The sequence below is a fragment of the Agarivorans sp. QJM3NY_30 genome (assembly GCF_050870855.2).
Lineage (GTDB): Bacteria > Pseudomonadota > Gammaproteobacteria > Enterobacterales > Celerinatantimonadaceae > Agarivorans.
Genome location: NZ_CP194038.2, coordinates 370310 through 386244 on the forward strand (window position 1 = coordinate 370310; position 15935 = coordinate 386244).

Annotated in this window: 9 protein-coding genes and 1 pseudogene; 4 read left to right on the forward strand and 6 right to left on the reverse strand. The window is 47.4% G+C overall.

Features of this window, described 5'->3' with window-relative positions; genetic code table 11:
- Positions 1 to 31: 31 nt before the first annotated feature.
- Together ACRRSX_RS01705 and ACRRSX_RS01710 are read left to right on the forward strand one after the other, a co-directional pair.
- Positions 32 to 1177, forward strand: coding sequence for a glycerate kinase (locus ACRRSX_RS01705; RefSeq protein ID WP_432454935.1), 1146 nt, complete (start codon positions 32 to 34; stop codon positions 1175 to 1177).
- Between the two features lie 51 nt (positions 1178 to 1228).
- The gene (locus tag ACRRSX_RS01710) at positions 1229 to 3154 is read left to right on the forward strand and encodes a DNA topoisomerase III (protein WP_432454934.1); all 1926 of its coding nucleotides are present in this window, start codon (positions 1229 to 1231) and stop codon (positions 3152 to 3154) included.
- A gap of 141 nt (positions 3155 to 3295) precedes the next feature.
- Here ACRRSX_RS01710 and ACRRSX_RS01715 read toward each other — a convergent pair whose 3' ends face one another.
- The gene (locus ACRRSX_RS01715) at positions 3296 to 5464 is read right to left on the reverse strand and encodes a methyl-accepting chemotaxis protein (RefSeq protein ID WP_432454933.1); all 2169 of its coding nucleotides are present in this window, start codon (positions 5462 to 5464) and stop codon (positions 3296 to 3298) included.
- Positions 5465 to 6842: 1378 nt separating this feature from the next.
- A pseudogene (locus ACRRSX_RS01720) lies at positions 6843 to 7749 on the reverse strand (IS5 family transposase).
- Positions 7750 to 7945: 196 nt separating this feature from the next.
- On the opposite strand from ACRRSX_RS01720, the gene ACRRSX_RS01725 reads away from it, so the two are divergent.
- Positions 7946 to 8095 (forward strand): hypothetical protein, encoded by a 150-nt coding sequence (locus ACRRSX_RS01725; protein ID WP_432454932.1) that lies wholly within the window; start codon positions 7946 to 7948, stop codon positions 8093 to 8095.
- 4 nt (positions 8096 to 8099) lie between these two features.
- Here ACRRSX_RS01725 and ACRRSX_RS01730 read toward each other — a convergent pair whose 3' ends face one another.
- The 4 genes from ACRRSX_RS01730 to ACRRSX_RS01745 are packed head-to-tail and all read right to left on the reverse strand — an operon-like array spanning position 8100 to position 14317.
- The gene (locus ACRRSX_RS01730) at positions 8100 to 9611 is read right to left on the reverse strand and encodes a CoA-acylating methylmalonate-semialdehyde dehydrogenase (RefSeq protein WP_432454931.1); all 1512 of its coding nucleotides are present in this window, start codon (positions 9609 to 9611) and stop codon (positions 8100 to 8102) included.
- 19 nt (positions 9612 to 9630) lie between these two features.
- On the reverse strand, positions 9631 to 10527 hold the full coding sequence (gene iolE / locus ACRRSX_RS01735) for a myo-inosose-2 dehydratase (RefSeq protein ID WP_432454930.1): 897 nt from the start codon (positions 10525 to 10527) through the stop codon (positions 9631 to 9633).
- A gap of 16 nt (positions 10528 to 10543) precedes the next feature.
- On the reverse strand, positions 10544 to 12397 hold the full coding sequence (gene iolD / locus ACRRSX_RS01740) for a 3D-(3,5/4)-trihydroxycyclohexane-1,2-dione acylhydrolase (decyclizing) (RefSeq protein ID WP_432454929.1): 1854 nt from the start codon (positions 12395 to 12397) through the stop codon (positions 10544 to 10546).
- 12 nt (positions 12398 to 12409) lie between these two features.
- Entirely contained in the window at positions 12410 to 14317 is a 1908-nt protein-coding gene (locus ACRRSX_RS01745; RefSeq protein ID WP_432454928.1) for a bifunctional 5-dehydro-2-deoxygluconokinase/5-dehydro-2-deoxyphosphogluconate aldolase, read from the reverse strand.
- Positions 14318 to 14915: 598 nt separating this feature from the next.
- On the opposite strand from ACRRSX_RS01745, the gene ACRRSX_RS01750 reads away from it, so the two are divergent.
- Entirely contained in the window at positions 14916 to 15923 is a 1008-nt protein-coding gene (locus tag ACRRSX_RS01750) for a sugar ABC transporter substrate-binding protein (RefSeq protein WP_432454927.1), read from the forward strand.
- The last annotated feature ends 12 nt before the right edge of the window (positions 15924 to 15935 follow it).

Here is a 15935-nt window from a genome sequence, read left to right on the forward strand (position 1 = left end):
GCATTAATTTGTAACTGAACAAGGAAAGCCGATGAAGATAGTAATTGCGCCTGATTCGTTTAAAGAAAGCCTGAGTGCCATGGAAGCGGCAGAGCTGATTGAGCAAGGTTTTAAAGAGATTTTCCCTAATGCCGACTATCTGAAAGTGCCGCTTGCCGATGGTGGCGAAGGCACCGTGCAGGCGATGGTTGATGCCACAGGCGGACAAATCATGCCAGTTTTGGTGTCGGGTCCGCGTGGCAATCCGGTTGAGGCTTTCTTTGGCGTATTGGGTGATAAGCAGACCGCAGTGATTGAGATGGCTGCAGCCTCGGGTCTGCATCTGGTGGATCATGCGCTGCGTGACCCACGTAAGACTTCCAGCTATGGTACTGGAGAGCTGATTAGCGCCGCCCTCGATGCTGGTGCTACCAAGTTGATTATTGGTTTGGGTGGTAGTGCCACAAACGACGCTGGGGTGGGCATGCTACAAGCTTTGGGCGCTAATTTTCGCGACCGTTTTAACAAACCCTTAAAGCGTGGTGGTGGTGAGCTGATTGATCTCGCCAGCATCGACATTTCTGGTCTCGATCCCCGTTTGGCTAAGGTTGAAATAGAGGTGGCCTGTGATGTCGATAATCCACTCTGTGGTGAACATGGCGCCAGTGCTATTTTTGGCCCGCAGAAAGGTGCAACGCCAGAGGTTGTCAAGCAGCTTGATGCCGCCTTAGGTCGTTTTGCGGCAGTGGTGTTTAGTGAGTTTGGCATCGATATTATGCACACCGCTGGTAGTGGCGCTGCAGGCGGTATGGGGGCGGGATTGTTGGCCTTTATGCAAGCTCAGCTGCGTCCAGGGGTACAAATCGTGACCGAAGCTGTGGACTTAGCCAGTGCCATGGAAGGTGCTGATTTATTGATTACCGGTGAGGGGCGGATCGACAGTCAAACCATCGCGGGTAAAACCCCCTATGGTGCGGCGCAAATTGCGATGCAGTACCAGGTGCCGGTGATCGCCTTGGCTGGCGCGATGCTGCCCGGCTACGAAGTGGTGCATGAACATGGTATTAATGCGGTATTTTCCATCGTTCCGGGTACTTGTAGTTTGCCACAAGCACTTGCCGAGGCGGAATCCAACCTCTATGTATCTGCTCGTAACGTGGCTGCGACGCTGAGGCTGAGTCAACAAATGTTTGGCTAAGTGGCTAGTATTGGCTACAATAACTGTATAAACAAACAGGTATTGTAGCCCTTGCGTCTCTATATTGCAGAAAAACCCAGCCTCGCCCGCGCGATTGCTGCGGTATTACCCAAGCCTCAGCAAAAGCTAAATGGTTATATTCAGCTCGCCAACGGCGATTGTGTGACTTGGTGTATTGGCCATTTGTTGGAACAGGCAGAACCGGAGCACTACGATGCTCGTTTTAAGCAATGGCGTTTGGAGCATTTACCAATCTTTCCCGAGCAGTGGCACTGGCAAGCGAAATCGAAAACGGCGGCGCAACTGCGAGTGATTAAGGGCTTGATTAAACAGGCTAGTGAGTTGGTGCATGCTGGTGACCCCGATCGTGAAGGTCAGTTGTTGGTGGATTTAGTCATTGAGCACTGTAAGGCGAAGGTGGCTCTGAAGAAGTCCTGCCAGCGTTTACTGTTAAGCGACTTAAACCCTGCTGCGGTGAGTCGTGCCTTGAAACAACTAAAATTAAATCAAGAATTTGCCGCGCTCTCGACCTCGGCCTTAGCCCGTTCACGCGCCGATTGGTTGTATGGCATTAACTTAACTCGTGCCTATACCTTAAAAGGGCAACAGCAGGGCTACGGCGGGGTGCTGTCGGTGGGTCGAGTGCAAACTCCAATTTTAGGTTTGGTGGTGAGGCGTGATCAGGAAATTGCAAATTTTGTGAGTCGTCCTTTTTATCAAGTGGAGGCGAAGCTGCGCACCGAAAGCGGTGAGTTATTCAGCGCCTTTTGGCAGCCCAGCGAAGCCTGCAAACCCTATCAAGACGAAGAAGGACGTGTGCTCAGTCGTCCCCTTGCCGAGCACGTGGCGAAGCGGATCTGCGCTCAGGCTGCCTTCTTGCAAAGTTTAAAGCAGCAAGATAAACAACAAGCGCCGCCCTTGCCTTACAATCTTTCAAGTTTACAGATCGACGCCGCGAAGCGTTACGGCTATAGCGCTAAACAAGTTCTCGATATCTGTCAAAACTTATATGAACGGCATACGCTGATTACTTATCCTCGCTCCGATAGCCGCTATTTACCCAAGCAACATCATGCTGACGCGCCCAAGGTATTGGCGGCGATTAAAAATAATAGCAGTGACTTGGCCGATGCGGTTGACGATGCGGTGCCTCGTCGTCAAAGCAAAGCCTGGAATGACGCCAAGGTGGATGCGCATCACGCCATCATTCCCACCGAAAAGCGCTATCTGGCGCAAAATCTTGGCGAGGCAGAGCGACGGGTATATCAATTGATTGCGCGTCAATATATTGCTCAGTTTTACCCTCACTATCGTTATGCCCATAGCGAAGCGCTGATTCAGATTGCTGATGGGATGTTTAAAGCCAGCGCCAATCAGCTGTTAGAGCTTGGTTGGAAGAGTCTCTTTCCCAAGAAAAAAAATACTGAAGATGAGCCGTTATTACCGCCCTTAACTCAGGGGCAAGCGCTGCACTGTATCGAGGGTGTGGTGCTCGATAAACAAACGCAGCCGCCTAAGGCTTACACTGATGCTAGCCTACTGGCGGCGATGACTGGAATTGCGCGGTATGTGCAAGATCCGGCCTTAAAAGCAGTGCTCAAAGAAACCGATGGTTTAGGTACCGAAGCGACTCGGGCGGGAATTATTGAACTGTTATTTAAGCGCGGTTTTTTACAGCGTCAGGCTAAACAAATTCATGCCAGCGACAGTGGCAAGGCTCTGGTTATGGCTTTGCCTGAGTTATGTACCTGGCCGGATATGACAGCTCATTGGGAAATGCAGCTCAATGGTATTAGCCAACGTAATCAAAGTTATCAGGGCTTTATGCAAGGTATGCAAGCGCAGTTAAGTGATTTGGTTAAGCACAGTGCCAGCATTAATGCGCAAGCCTTTGTCGGCTTAGTCAAACCCGCAGCTAAAGGAGCGGCTAGAAGGGGAAAGCGAAGCCATTACCGGAAGAAGGTGGCGGCAAAATGAGTTTACAATTGGGCTCTTGTTACACTGATGGTGATGTGAAAACTAGCTCTTTCGTGGAGGATGTTAGCTTGTGGGAGCTTTGTTTGGCAAATAAAATGGCCAATACTGATGGTTGGCCATTTTATTCTCTTACACCATAAATTAAGACTTGAGTTTAAATTGCTGAATTAGATTATTCAGTTCTCGAGATTCGCTAGAGAGTTCGTTGGATGCATTGGCACAACTCTCCGAATTATTGCTATTTTGATGGGTTACCTCGTCGATTTGATTAATCCCCAGACTGACTTGCTCGGCGCCTGAGGCCTGCTCGTTGGCCGCTTGGGCAATTTCATTCACCAATACCGCCACTTCGCCAGCATCTTTTACAATTGCATCTAAGGCGCTGCCAGTTTGATGAGACAGTTCAATCCCGCGCTGGGTGTGTTTGGCTGAAGTATCGATTAATATCGCGGTTTGCTGTACCGCTTCGGCACTGCGTGCGGCCAGCTGACGCACTTCGTCTGCGACCACCGCAAATCCTCGTCCCTGCTCGCCCGCTCGCGCAGCTTCAATGGCCGCATTTAAGGCCAGCAAATTGGTTTGTTCTGCAATTGACTCAATGGTGTCGATGATGTTGTTGATCTCATTGCCTGAGTTTTCGATGTCTTTCATGGCACCTTGTAGCTCGGTCATCAGTTGGTTGCCAGAGCTGGCTGAGTTAACCGATTGCACTGACAGTTGATTGGCTCGGTCCGCGTTGCCTGAACTTTGACGGATTTGAGCAGCAATTTCGGTGATTGTGGCGCTAATTTCGGTGACCGCAGAGGCGGATTGTGTAGCGCCACTGGCTAAATCATGACTCAGATCTGAAACTTTACCGGCATTGTCGCCAATGACTTCAGAACGTTGTCGGATCTGACCTACCAGTTGGTTCAGGTCACCGACCATTTGCACTAAAGCCTTACCTAATTGGTCTTGCTCAGAAGCGAGTGTGACCTCGAGATCTAAGTCACCTTTGGCAATTCGCTCAGCGATTACCACCTGGTGTTGCAAACTATCGGCCATGTTATCTAGGGCCATCGACAGCTGGCCAGTTTCATCGGCACTGTTAAAATTTAAGCGCTGCTTAAAGTTACCTTTGGCAATCGACTGAGCCATTTCAACGGCTTTTAAGATCGGTTGAGTCAATTTTTTCGCCATAGCAATCAGGACGAAGATGGCAAGTAGTGAAATGATTAAACCCGCGCCGACTTGCCAATTTATATCGCTGAGGTTGTTATCGGAAAGCGTTTTGGATAGCGCATGAACCTCGGCCAACACCAAGTCTTTGTCGATGGTGATTACGATAGCCCATTGAACGCCAGTTTGGCCTAAGGTAATCGGCGCATAGACTTGTAAGCTATTATCCGCTTCGATTGTATTAATGGTTAACTTACCGGATTGGATGGTTGAGATAACTTGTTGGCTATTCAGGCCTGAAACATTGGAGATCGATTGACCAACGTACTTTGGCTGACGACTGTTGGCAATAAATAAGCCCTGTGCGGAAATAATCGAAACCTTGGAATTTCCTTGATAAATCTGTTTGGAGACTTGTTCGCTAAGCTGTTGCACAAAGCTCAAGTCGTAGTCTGCGCCAACTACGCCAAGAAATTGGCCATTAGCGCTGATTGGTACCGACAGCGTCGCGAGCCAGATATTTTTGCCCTGTACGATGTAAGGTAATGGTGCGGTGACCGTTTCATGGCGTTGATTTTTGGGCACCTGATACCAAGCGCCTTTGACGACGCCATTAGGATGTTGGGCTAGCGAATCGTATTCAACCAAGGATTGAATCTCAGTTTTGCCAGAATGATCACGGGTCCAATAAGGGGTGAAGCGTCCGGTTTGAGCGTTGTTACCGTCTTCCCCATTTTTAAATAACTGATCGTTTCCATCAAATGCATCGGGCTCCCAGCAACTATAAGTACCATTTAAGTCGGGGTTACTTTTTAAGACTTCCAATAATATGTCGTTAAATACGGGGCGATCTATGGTGGTGGTGTGATGAGACATATCATCGGATTTGGCGGCAGAGGCGGCGTTCGCTAAAGCTCTAGCTGCGCTTAATCCTTCTTCTAAGCGGCGGCTGACTGATTCTGCATAGTTTGATGCCGTTGCGCCGAGCTGCTTTAGGGCGGCATCTTCCACTAAGGCTGAGACTTTTTTTGATACTAATTGCTGAGATGAAGATGCTGAATAGACACTCAGTGCGACTAAGATCCCTGCCGAGATTAATAAGCAGGAACCAGCAACGAGTGCAATTTTTGATTGAATCGATTGTAATTTCATAAAAAAATAGCCTATATCCATGATCAATAATAAACCGAATATGCGAGCGGTTTAATCCATTTAATTAAAGCTGTGGGCTTTAAGCCTATTGGTCTTTCGAGATCCATTTTTGTTCGAGATAAGAGCGATTTCATCACTCAGATGAGTATGTCTAGAGTTCAGTCAGTATTGCTCAAGCCTTTCTTTATAAGAAAGCTGTAACGCAACTTCTTGTCGAACTTTAGCTAGTGTTTATCGTTACTTTAGAAGGCTTTACAGAGCTTACTGGATGGCCTAACTATGCCTTTACCAACGCAACAATTTACAAAGATAAATAGACCTAGTCATAAGCTTCGTTTGGTGTACTTTGCTTAGCCGAATGAGTAAATTAATGTCAGGTTTACTTCAGGTAGTCGAACTCCTGTTCGCTTATTTATTGAGCCCAGAATATCTATGATTGATAGGCCCTCCTTATTTTTGATTAATGTCCATATTTATTTAAGTAAATATACTTTTAGTCGGCGGCTACAAAATAAATTAAATTTTTTATATCTTTTTGTGGATGAATTTATTGTATTTATCTCGCCTTGTAATCAAATCACCTAATATTTCGAATATTCCCTATGAACGATGATAATAATTTTTGGCTTATATATTTGGGTGAATCGGTTCATCATTTGGTAATGAACGTTTTATAGCTTGATAAATGTAGAAGCTAAGTATCTTAACAAAAACCAAAATATTAATGATTTTAACTATATCTATATTTTTTTAACTCGCCAACCCCCCTCTTCGTTTCTAAGTACGCCTATCTTTGCTTTTCATCAGCGGCCTTAACTTATTTGTATAGAAAACACATAATTAATGACGATTTTGTTTTTATAATGAAGTGGATAATAGGCATCAAGCAAGTTAAATCAGGCTTGATTTATAATTATTGAGTCAAGTTAATTTTAATGTAATTCATTGTTTTTATTTGATTTTTTATTTATTTGTAATTGATTTTTTTAATCGTTACATTAATTTATTCGCGTGGAAGTATTCTTTCACTTGTATGCTGCACTTAGTTTATATAAATATATAATGTAAACTTATCGATACAGGTGAGTTGCTAGTTAATTGTTTTTACTAGTTCTTGTGAGTGCTCGAATGATTTTTTATTTGCTGTTTGTTTTATTTTTAGTTCGGTTTATAGGTTTTTAATTTCTTACTGGTTGGTATTTAATTGTTGGATCTAATTTCGCTATTGAATCTAAATTGACTGCGTTGTTTCCTAAAATAATTTATCACTATCAGATGCATCTAAATGACGCTGAATCCTCACTCTCATTGGCCACTTCAGTGGCGTTGTTGGTCAACTCCCAGCTTAAGGCGCAGCCATCCTAGGCTGTTCCGCTATTTAGCCAGTTAACTGACGAACAGGCATATCTAGACTCGTCATTCTGTTTACCGCCCCTACACTTGCCATCATTTCTCCCACTTGCGTATTGTAATGACACAAGCTCTGTTTTCCACTTAGCAGCCGTGTGTAACGGTGCATCGCCGTCTCGGATAATGAGCGCTCATAGTAGCCCGATTGGTTTTTCCACTCTTCAGCATTTCATTCTTTAGCGCTTTAAGCTCTTGACTACAAGGGGGGGGCTTTCTTCCCTGCAACTGGCGTTTTTGCTTGCGGGATGGCAGGAATAACGCCTTTGCGTTTCAATCGCGTATAACAGTGCTTGGTCGCATCGACACCATCTGCTGAGACTTGGATTATTTTACGACGAAGCGGATTTGAGAGTGTCGATAAACGTTGCCATCATGCTCTGAATTGAGCGAAGCCACCATGCTCACCACTTCATGTGTATCTGCATCGACAGCAAGATGAACTTTACGCCATATTCGGCGCTTTTCCTTTCCATGCTTGCGAACCCTCGATTCGCCTTCAGCAAACACTTTTAGGTCCGTTGAATCAATCACGAGGAGGTTAATTGGGCCTCTATTGCGTCAGCGATAGCTCACATTCACGGTTTTTGTTGGTTTACGAATACAGCTGTAGTCAGGTGATTGAAGGTCGACATTCATCAGTAGGAATATAGAGTTGATAAGGCCTACCAAGGTGCCAAGCGGAAGCTTAAACATAGTTTCTATCATCAGTGCAGTGCAGTGCATGCCGTGCCGATGGCGGTATTACTATCGGTGTCGCCGCGATCTCGACGACCAGTTGCGTGTTGACTCATTCAGCCAACAGTAATTGAACCTCACTAGGTTAAGGCCATGTTGTATTGCTTCCAGTTAATGATGTTGCTTTTTACTTTGTCTATGGCACGACCTAAATGTAGCGGCTTAACGATTAGATCGCGGAAAGCCCGAAAGGTTCATTCTAATTTAGGCAACAACGCCGTTTGTCATCTCTGGCTAGGATTTGACTGGTCGTTCGATATTAGGCTGGTTGATTTTGAAGAATTATCAGTTGAGACCGTCTTTGATGTAGGGAGCATAAACCGTCACAGGCGTGATATGAAACCTGCTGAACGGCAGTGTATGCGTCGTCTGGTTTTGGCCTCCGTTTACGTTATCCATCAGTTAAAAGTGATGGGCATTTCTCTTCGGCTACCGATAAAAATACCCGGTAAACCGGGTATTGATGAGTCGTGGACGACCGCTTAGTTCACTAATCCATGGTTGGCATTACAAACGTGCTGCTATGTTGCTCTAAACGGACGCTAGTTGGCCAACGACTGGTAACTGTTTTCATACGGGTATAAAAGCGCACTCCGTCGTTGCCGTGGACATTGAGCGGCCCAAAAATAGAGCGCTTCCAGCCCCCGAAACTGTGGAAGGCCATCGGTACTGGAATGGGCACATTCACGCCGATCATCCCGACTTGAACATCTTCACTAAACTGACGGGCGGTCTCACCATCACGGGTAAAGATAGCGGTGCCATTGCCGTACTCATGACGATTGATTAGGGCCAGAGCAGTGTCGTAATCGCTGACACGCACAATTGCCAGTACCGGACCAAAAATTTCTTCTTGATAGAGGGTCATCTCCGGGGTGACCTGATCGATCAGAGTTGGGCCCACAAAATAACCAGCCTCGTGACCAGCTACGCTGAAGTTTCGACCGTCTACCACAATGCTTGCCCCTTGGCTTTCCCCTGAGCTGATATATTGATAGATCTTCTGCTTATGTGGTTCGGAAATCACCGGCCCCATGTCGTTTTCTGGTCCATCGACAATGCCCGGTCCAACTCGCATCTGGGCGATTTTATGTTGCAGGTTTTCAAGCAAGGCATCACCAATTTCATCGCCAACTACAACCGCCACTGACAGGGCCATGCAGCGCTCACCTGCGGCGCCAAAAGCGGCTCCCATGATGGCACTCGCTGCCATTTCCAGATCGGCATCGGGCATCAAGATACAGTGATTTTTGGCGCCGCCTAAGGCCTGACAACGTTTACCATGGGCAGATGCGGTAGCGTAAATATATTCGGCTATCGGGGTGGAACCAACAAAGCTGACCGCTTGCACGCGAGGGTCGCTTAATAGCACATCGACCGCTTGTTTGTCGCCGTTGACTACATTAAACACGCCATCGGGGAGTCCCGCCTCTTTGAGCAGTTCTGCCATGATCAGGCTGAGTGAGGGATCTTTTTCCGAAGGCTTTAGTACAAAGCTATTACCGGTTGCCAGTGCGATCGGGAACATCCACATCGGCACCATTGCGGGGAAGTTGAATGGTGTAATCCCGACGCAAACTCCCAGCGGCTGCATTAAGGAATGACTATCCACACCCGTTCCGACATTGGCAGAGTGTTCGCCTTTTTGTAAATGTGGAATACCACAAGCAAATTCAACCACCTCTAAACCCCGAGTGACTTCGCCGACGGCATCGGAGTATATTTTACCGTGTTCATTGGAGATCACGCGAGCTAGGCGATCGATGTTTTGTTCCAGTAAGCCTTTAAATTTGAACATCACTCGAGAGCGTTTTAAAGGCGAAGTTTTGGCCCACGCAGGAAAGGCATTTTCGGCAGCGGCAATCGCTTCTCTAGTTTCTTCCGCACTGCTTAAGGCGACTTGTTTAGTCTGCTCGCCAGTCGCGGGATTGTAGATAGCAGCCAAGCGCTGACTGCGAGTTTCACGGATTTGACCGTGGATAAAATTCTGAACGGTTTCCATTATTAATCCTTAGTTGGCCCTAGTGATTGAATAAGCCAGCATCAGCGGCCATTTGATTGAGATTTTTGTAACCCAACTTGGCGTAGGTGAGGGGATGCGCAATGGCAGGATCTTGTTCTGCTTCGACCACCAGCCAGCCTTGATATTGATGTGCAGCCAAGACTTGCAGAATCGGCGGATAGTCCACACCACCGTCTCCAGGAACGGTAAAAACACCATCTAGGACCGCGTCAAGAAAGCTGGTTTTACGGTTTTTAACATCAGCGAGGATATCCAGACGAATGTCTTTGGTATGGACATGATTGATCCGATGGGCCCATTTTTTAGCGACTTTCAGCGGGTCGTCACCAGCAAACACAAGATGACCAGTATCCAGCAATAAGCCGACTTCATCCCCGGTGTGTTGCATTAGTTGGTCGATATCTGCGGCTGATTCAATCACCGTTCCCATATGATGGTGATAGGCAACCTGAACCCCCTGGCTTCGGGTGTAGCGTGCAAATTCGGTGAGCTTCTTACCATAGTCCTGCCATTGCTCGGCTGGGAATTGCGGACGAAGGTGGACAGGGGTGTCCTGTTTACCGTGGATACAGTGGGTGACCTCGGCAAATACCATCACCTTGGCTCCGAGTTCGCGAAGTAAGGTGAGATGGTCTTGAACTGCCTCAATTTCTTGCTCCACGCTACGGCTTAGCAGCTCTCCCGAATACCACCCCGAGACTAATTGAAGCTGGTGTTGAGCAAGAATGGGGCCTAATACACTGGCTTCACGAGGGAATTTATTTCCCAACTCAAATCCACTGAAACCAGCTAATACACCTTCTGAGAGGCAAGTTTCTAAGGGGGTTTCGGCACCTAAAGACGGTAGATCATCATTGGTCCAGGTGAGTGGGTTAATTCCAATTTGTACGGTCATTATTGCTGCCCTCCTATTAAATTATTTGACGTTGTTTTGCTGCTTCATAGCGTTGACGTGCGGCGCGAACGGGTTCGCGAACCGAGACTTCCGGTATCGCCACTTCCCACCAGGAACCGCCCGATTCCGTGGTGCTAAGTGGATCGGTGTCCAAGCTAATCACATAGCTGATGGGAGAAGCCTTCGCGCGCTGTAAAGCTTGTTCAAGCGCTGAAATGTTGGTCACTTGCTCAGCCTGTGCACCTAACGAACGGGCATGCGCCGCAAAATCGGTTTTTGGGGCACCCTGTTCGACGCTATTACAATCTTGCAGTAGATTATTAAACCCGGCGCCGCCACAAGCTTGTTGTAAACGGTTGATACAGCCATAACCGCGATTATCAAGAACCACAATAATCAGCTTCTGCCCCAGCATCACCGAAGTGGCAATTTCAGAATTAAGCATTAGGTAAGAGCCGTCGCCGACCATCACAAAGATTTCCGATTCTGGTTTTGCCATTTTAACCCCAAGACCCCCGGCAATTTCGTAGCCCATACAAGAGAAGCCATATTCGAGGTGATAACCTTTGTCGTAGCGGGTACGCCATAGCTTATGCAGTTCACCGGGTAAGCCACCGGCGGCACATACCACGATATCTTGCTCGCCAGCGCTGCGGTTCACCGCCCCAATAACTTCTGCATCGGTAGGCAGAGAGCTGTGGCGATCGGTCATGGCAATCGATACGGTTTGATTCCATTGCTGACGGTACTGTTCGGCTTGGTCGCGCCAGTCGGCAGTGCTGCTCCAACCGTCTAATGCCGTATGTAGCAGCGGTAGAACCCGTTTAGCATCTGCAACCAAGGCTTGGCTGTAATGTTTGCTGGCGTCGAAGCCGTTGATATTAATGGATATGATGCGAGCATCGGCCTTGAACAAGGCCCGCGAACTAGAGGTAAAGTCTTGCAAACGGGTGCCAACAGCAATCACCACGTCGGCTTCTTTGGCCAGGTGGTTGACGGCTTCGGAACCAGTGACGCCAATCGCCCCCAGATTGCAGACGTGATCCCAAGGTAAAGCACCCTTACCTGCCTGGGTTTCACCAACTGGCAGCTGATAAGCTTCGACAAAGGCTTTAAATTCGGCGGTGGCTTCGGAGTAGTGAATCCCTCCTCCTGCGATCACCAGTGGTTGCTTGGCCTGTTGTAGCAACGCCACTGCTTGGGCTAGTTCAAATTCGTCGGCTCCCATGCGGCGAACATGATGAATTTTCTCGGCAAAGAAATGCTCGGGGTAGTCAAAGGCCATGGTTTGCACATCTTGTGGTAGCGCCAAGGTGACTGGTCCACATTCGACCGGATCGGTGAGTACTCGCATCGCTTGCGGTAAGCTGTTGAGCAATTGTTCTGGCCGGGTGATGCGATCGAAAAAACGACTGACCGGTTTGAAGCAATCGTTGGGCGTGATGGTGGCATCGCTCCAGTTTTCGATTTGCTGTAATACCGGATCGGGTTCGCGAGTGGCAAAGGTATCACCCGGTAACAGTAAAATAGGCAGCCGATTTACATGGGCGAGAGCGGCTGCGGTGACCATATTCAGAGCCCCTGGACCGACCGAACTGGTTGCGGCCATCATGCGTCGGCGATTATTCGCTTTAGCAAAAGCGATGGCACTGTGGGCCATCGCCTGTTCATTATGGGCTCGATAAGTTGGTAAGCTGTCGTTGACGTGATACAGGGCTTCGCCTAGTCCGGCGACATTACCGTGGCCAAAAATGGCAAATACCCCGTGGAAAATCGCTTGAATTTCACCGTCAATCTCAACTTTCTGTGCCTGCATAAACTTCACCAAGGCTTGAGCCATGGTTAAACGCACGGTTTTTGCTGTTGTCATCTGAATTTCCTCTTAGCCGCGTTCACGCCACATGCGTATTAGGCTATGGTAATTGCGTTTGATCTGTTGGTTCAGTTGTTGGGCGCCAATTTCCCCCGCCAGCCAAGCTTGTGCAGGCTTGCCAAAAATGGTGCGCCCCACCGCAAAGCCTTTAACTAGTTTGCTGGGTGCGGCTTGATTAAAGCCTGCTCGTAATTCTTCTTCGGGTGCATCTAGACCAAGTAGGACCACCCCGTGACAGTGGGGATCGCGTTCTGCGATGAGCGTTTCAATTTGTCGCCAGCTATCGCTTTGCATGGGTGGAAGTTTCCACCAATCTGGTTTCACTCCCAAGTTATAGAAGCGCTGCATGGCGCGCAGGTACAGCGAGTCGTTACGAGCCATATCGGCGGGTAGAATGACTTCTAACAGCATTTCATGGCCCGATTGACAACAGGCGGCGTACACCTCTTGGATCTGCTTCTCCTGTGCGAGGCGCAGTGGGTGGGCATCTTCTGGATGAAAGAACACTAAACATTTTACGATGTGCTCCAGCGGCCATTCGATGAGTTGTGAACCAATATTGCCGTGTTCCATCGCCAGTGGTCGTGAACCTGGAAGCTCTACCGGTCTGGCAATCCACCAGTCGCTTCCGGTGACTTCATTTAATACCCTTTGACCAAAGCGGCTATCACATAGAATGCCTGCTTTTCCTTGTAGCTCTGCTTCTGCGGTAACTTCTTGGCAAGCTTTAAAAATCAATTGCTTTAGGGGAGCAATAAGGCTGAGGTCGGCACCTGCTTCACGCGCCATTTCGACAAACTGGATCCGGTGATCAAAGGCCAATATGCATAACTCTCCCCAGCTTCTATCGCGGGTAGTGACGCGGTGGAGATGGTTTAAGTGTGGATCTAAATCTGGACGTGGCACTACTGCGGCACGCGACAGATAATCATCGAGCTCTTCTTTACTAGGCATCGCTGGCGCGCAACCGTGGCGTGACACCACTAAGGCACCGCAGGCATTGGCGTAAGCGCCCGCTTGTTGCCAGCTTTCATCATTTAGGTAACCGCGTAATAAGCCGGACATAAAGGCATCGCCAGCGCCAAGTACGTTTAATACATCCACTTGTACGCCTAAGGCGTTAATACCTGCATCTAGATTGTTGGGGATAGCTTCGGTAAATATTGAGCACCCCAAGGTTCCGCGTTTGCAAACAAGCGTTGCATTGGATACTTCACGGACGCTTGTTAACGCGCTAAGGGTGTCGGTTGACCCTCCGGCAATATGGATCTCTTCCTCTGTCCCGACAATCAGGTCGAATAAACCTAATACCTCTTGTAATTGGCGGGTAACTTCCGTTGATTGGATAAAGCGTGTCTCTCCATCACCCAGTGATGTAAGGCCCCAAAGCACCGGTCGATAATCAATATCCAGTGCGGTTTTTACGCCGTGTTTACGCGCATATTTGAGAGCGGTTATTACGGCTTCGCGTGTGTTTGGGTGAGACAGGTGAGTCCCGGTAATTGCTAAGCATCGGGCGGAGGCAATATAGCCTTCGTCGACATCATCTGCACGAATCGCCATATCGGCGCAGTTATCACGATAGAAAATGAGCGGGAAGGTGTCTTCATCTTTAATACCCAAAATAACTAGTGCTGTGAGGCGTTCTTTATCGGTGATAAGGTGACTGGTATCAACGCCCACACGCTGTAGTTCTTCACGTAAGAAACGTCCCATGTGTTCATCACCAACCCGTGCGAACATTGAAGACTTCAGTCCTTGGCGGGCGGTCCCATAGGCGACATTCCCGGAAGATCCGCCTAAGTATTTGGAAAAAGAGCCCATATCTTCCAAACGTGCGCCTATTTGTTGACCATAGAAGTCAACCGCCACTCGCCCCATACAAATCAGATCAAGCTTCTTATCAAGAGCCTTCATTGTTTCGTCACTCCTTAAAAACGTGTTGGTTTCTCACCTAGGATACTTAGCTAGCATCCGCTTTATCTTACACCCTATATGAAATATATATTTCGAATCAAAGTCAATGCGAAATATTTAATCTGAAGTGTGATCGGTGATCTGTTTTTCGTTCATTACCATAAAATCGAAGGGCAAATGATTTCATTTTTGACTCGCAATTATCGCTTAAAACGAGACTTTAATAAGTGGAATGAAAATTCCACAAAGACTTATCGGTAACAATAATAAATCCTCGCAATTACTATTTACCACTTTAAATTAATTAAAATCAATTAGTTAGTTGTTATTTTTAAAATAGAATATAAATTTCAATGAGACCAGCTTAACACTTTTAACAATTAAGAAACATTGGGGCTGGTTATATTTACAACATCATTTTATAGTTCAATACCAAGGGCAAATAATTACTATTCAAGACTTTCGGCAAGGCTTTTACTAGCTTATACGCCATAAGAATTGAAATTTTTGTATGAAATACAGGACGTTCTATCGTTCAATGTGAAATGAAAATTTCATTTTGAGTCCTGATGGTTGATCAATAACAAAGGAGATATTCATGCCATCATTTAAACAATACCTCACCCGGGGGCTTAGTCCCGTGAGACAACTCATGACAATGAGCTTCTCTATGCTTAAAGGTGTTTTGGTTGTCGCAGGCTTTTTGCTGCTGACGGCTTGTGGTCAAGAAGAGGCGAAAAGTGATGTCACCCGGATCGGTGTGGCGATCCCTAATTTTGACGATACCTTCATGGTGTATATGAAAGATGCCATGGACAAATATGCTAAGCAGCAAAATGGAAAAGTTGAACTGTTGTTTGTTGATGCGAAGGAAGACACCGCCAAACAATTGGGTCAGGTTGAAAACTTTATTGTTCAGAAAATGGATGCGATTGTCTTAGTGCCAGTGAACACCGAAGCAACGCAGCCGATGACTGATAGCATCGTGAAGGCGGGTATTAAACTGGTTTATTTGAATCGTCGTCCGTCTTACCTCCCGCAAGGAGTGTCTTATGTGGGATCCGAAGAGTTGAAGTTTGGTGAAACTCAAGCAGCCTATGCCGCGAAAGCTAAAGAAGGTGGCAATGTTGGGATCTTAATGGGGATGTTGACTCAAGAAGCGGCGATTATGCGAACCAAGGGTGTCGAAGATTATTTCGCCGATAAACCTAAGTTTAAGGTGGTACGTAAACAAACCGGTTTATGGCAGCGTACCCAAGGGATGTCGGTCATGGAAAACTGGCTGAATTCTGGCGATAAGCTCGACATCATTTTAGCCAACAATGATGACATGGCTTTGGGTGCCATTCAGGCCTTGCAAGCCGCCGGTAAACTTGATGACACATTAGTGGTTGGTGTTGATGCAACACCCGATGGTTTGACGGCGGTTAAAAGTGGTGCGTTGAATGCCACGGTATTCCAAGACGGTTCGGGTCAAGCCCGTGCGGCGATTGATACTGCGGTTGATGCTGTAAAAGGGAAACCGCATGAGCAGATTACTTGGATCCCAGCAGAACTCGTCACCAAAGATAATTTGGCTGCCTTTGAAGCCAAACATAAAAGCTAAATTGTGCGTCGC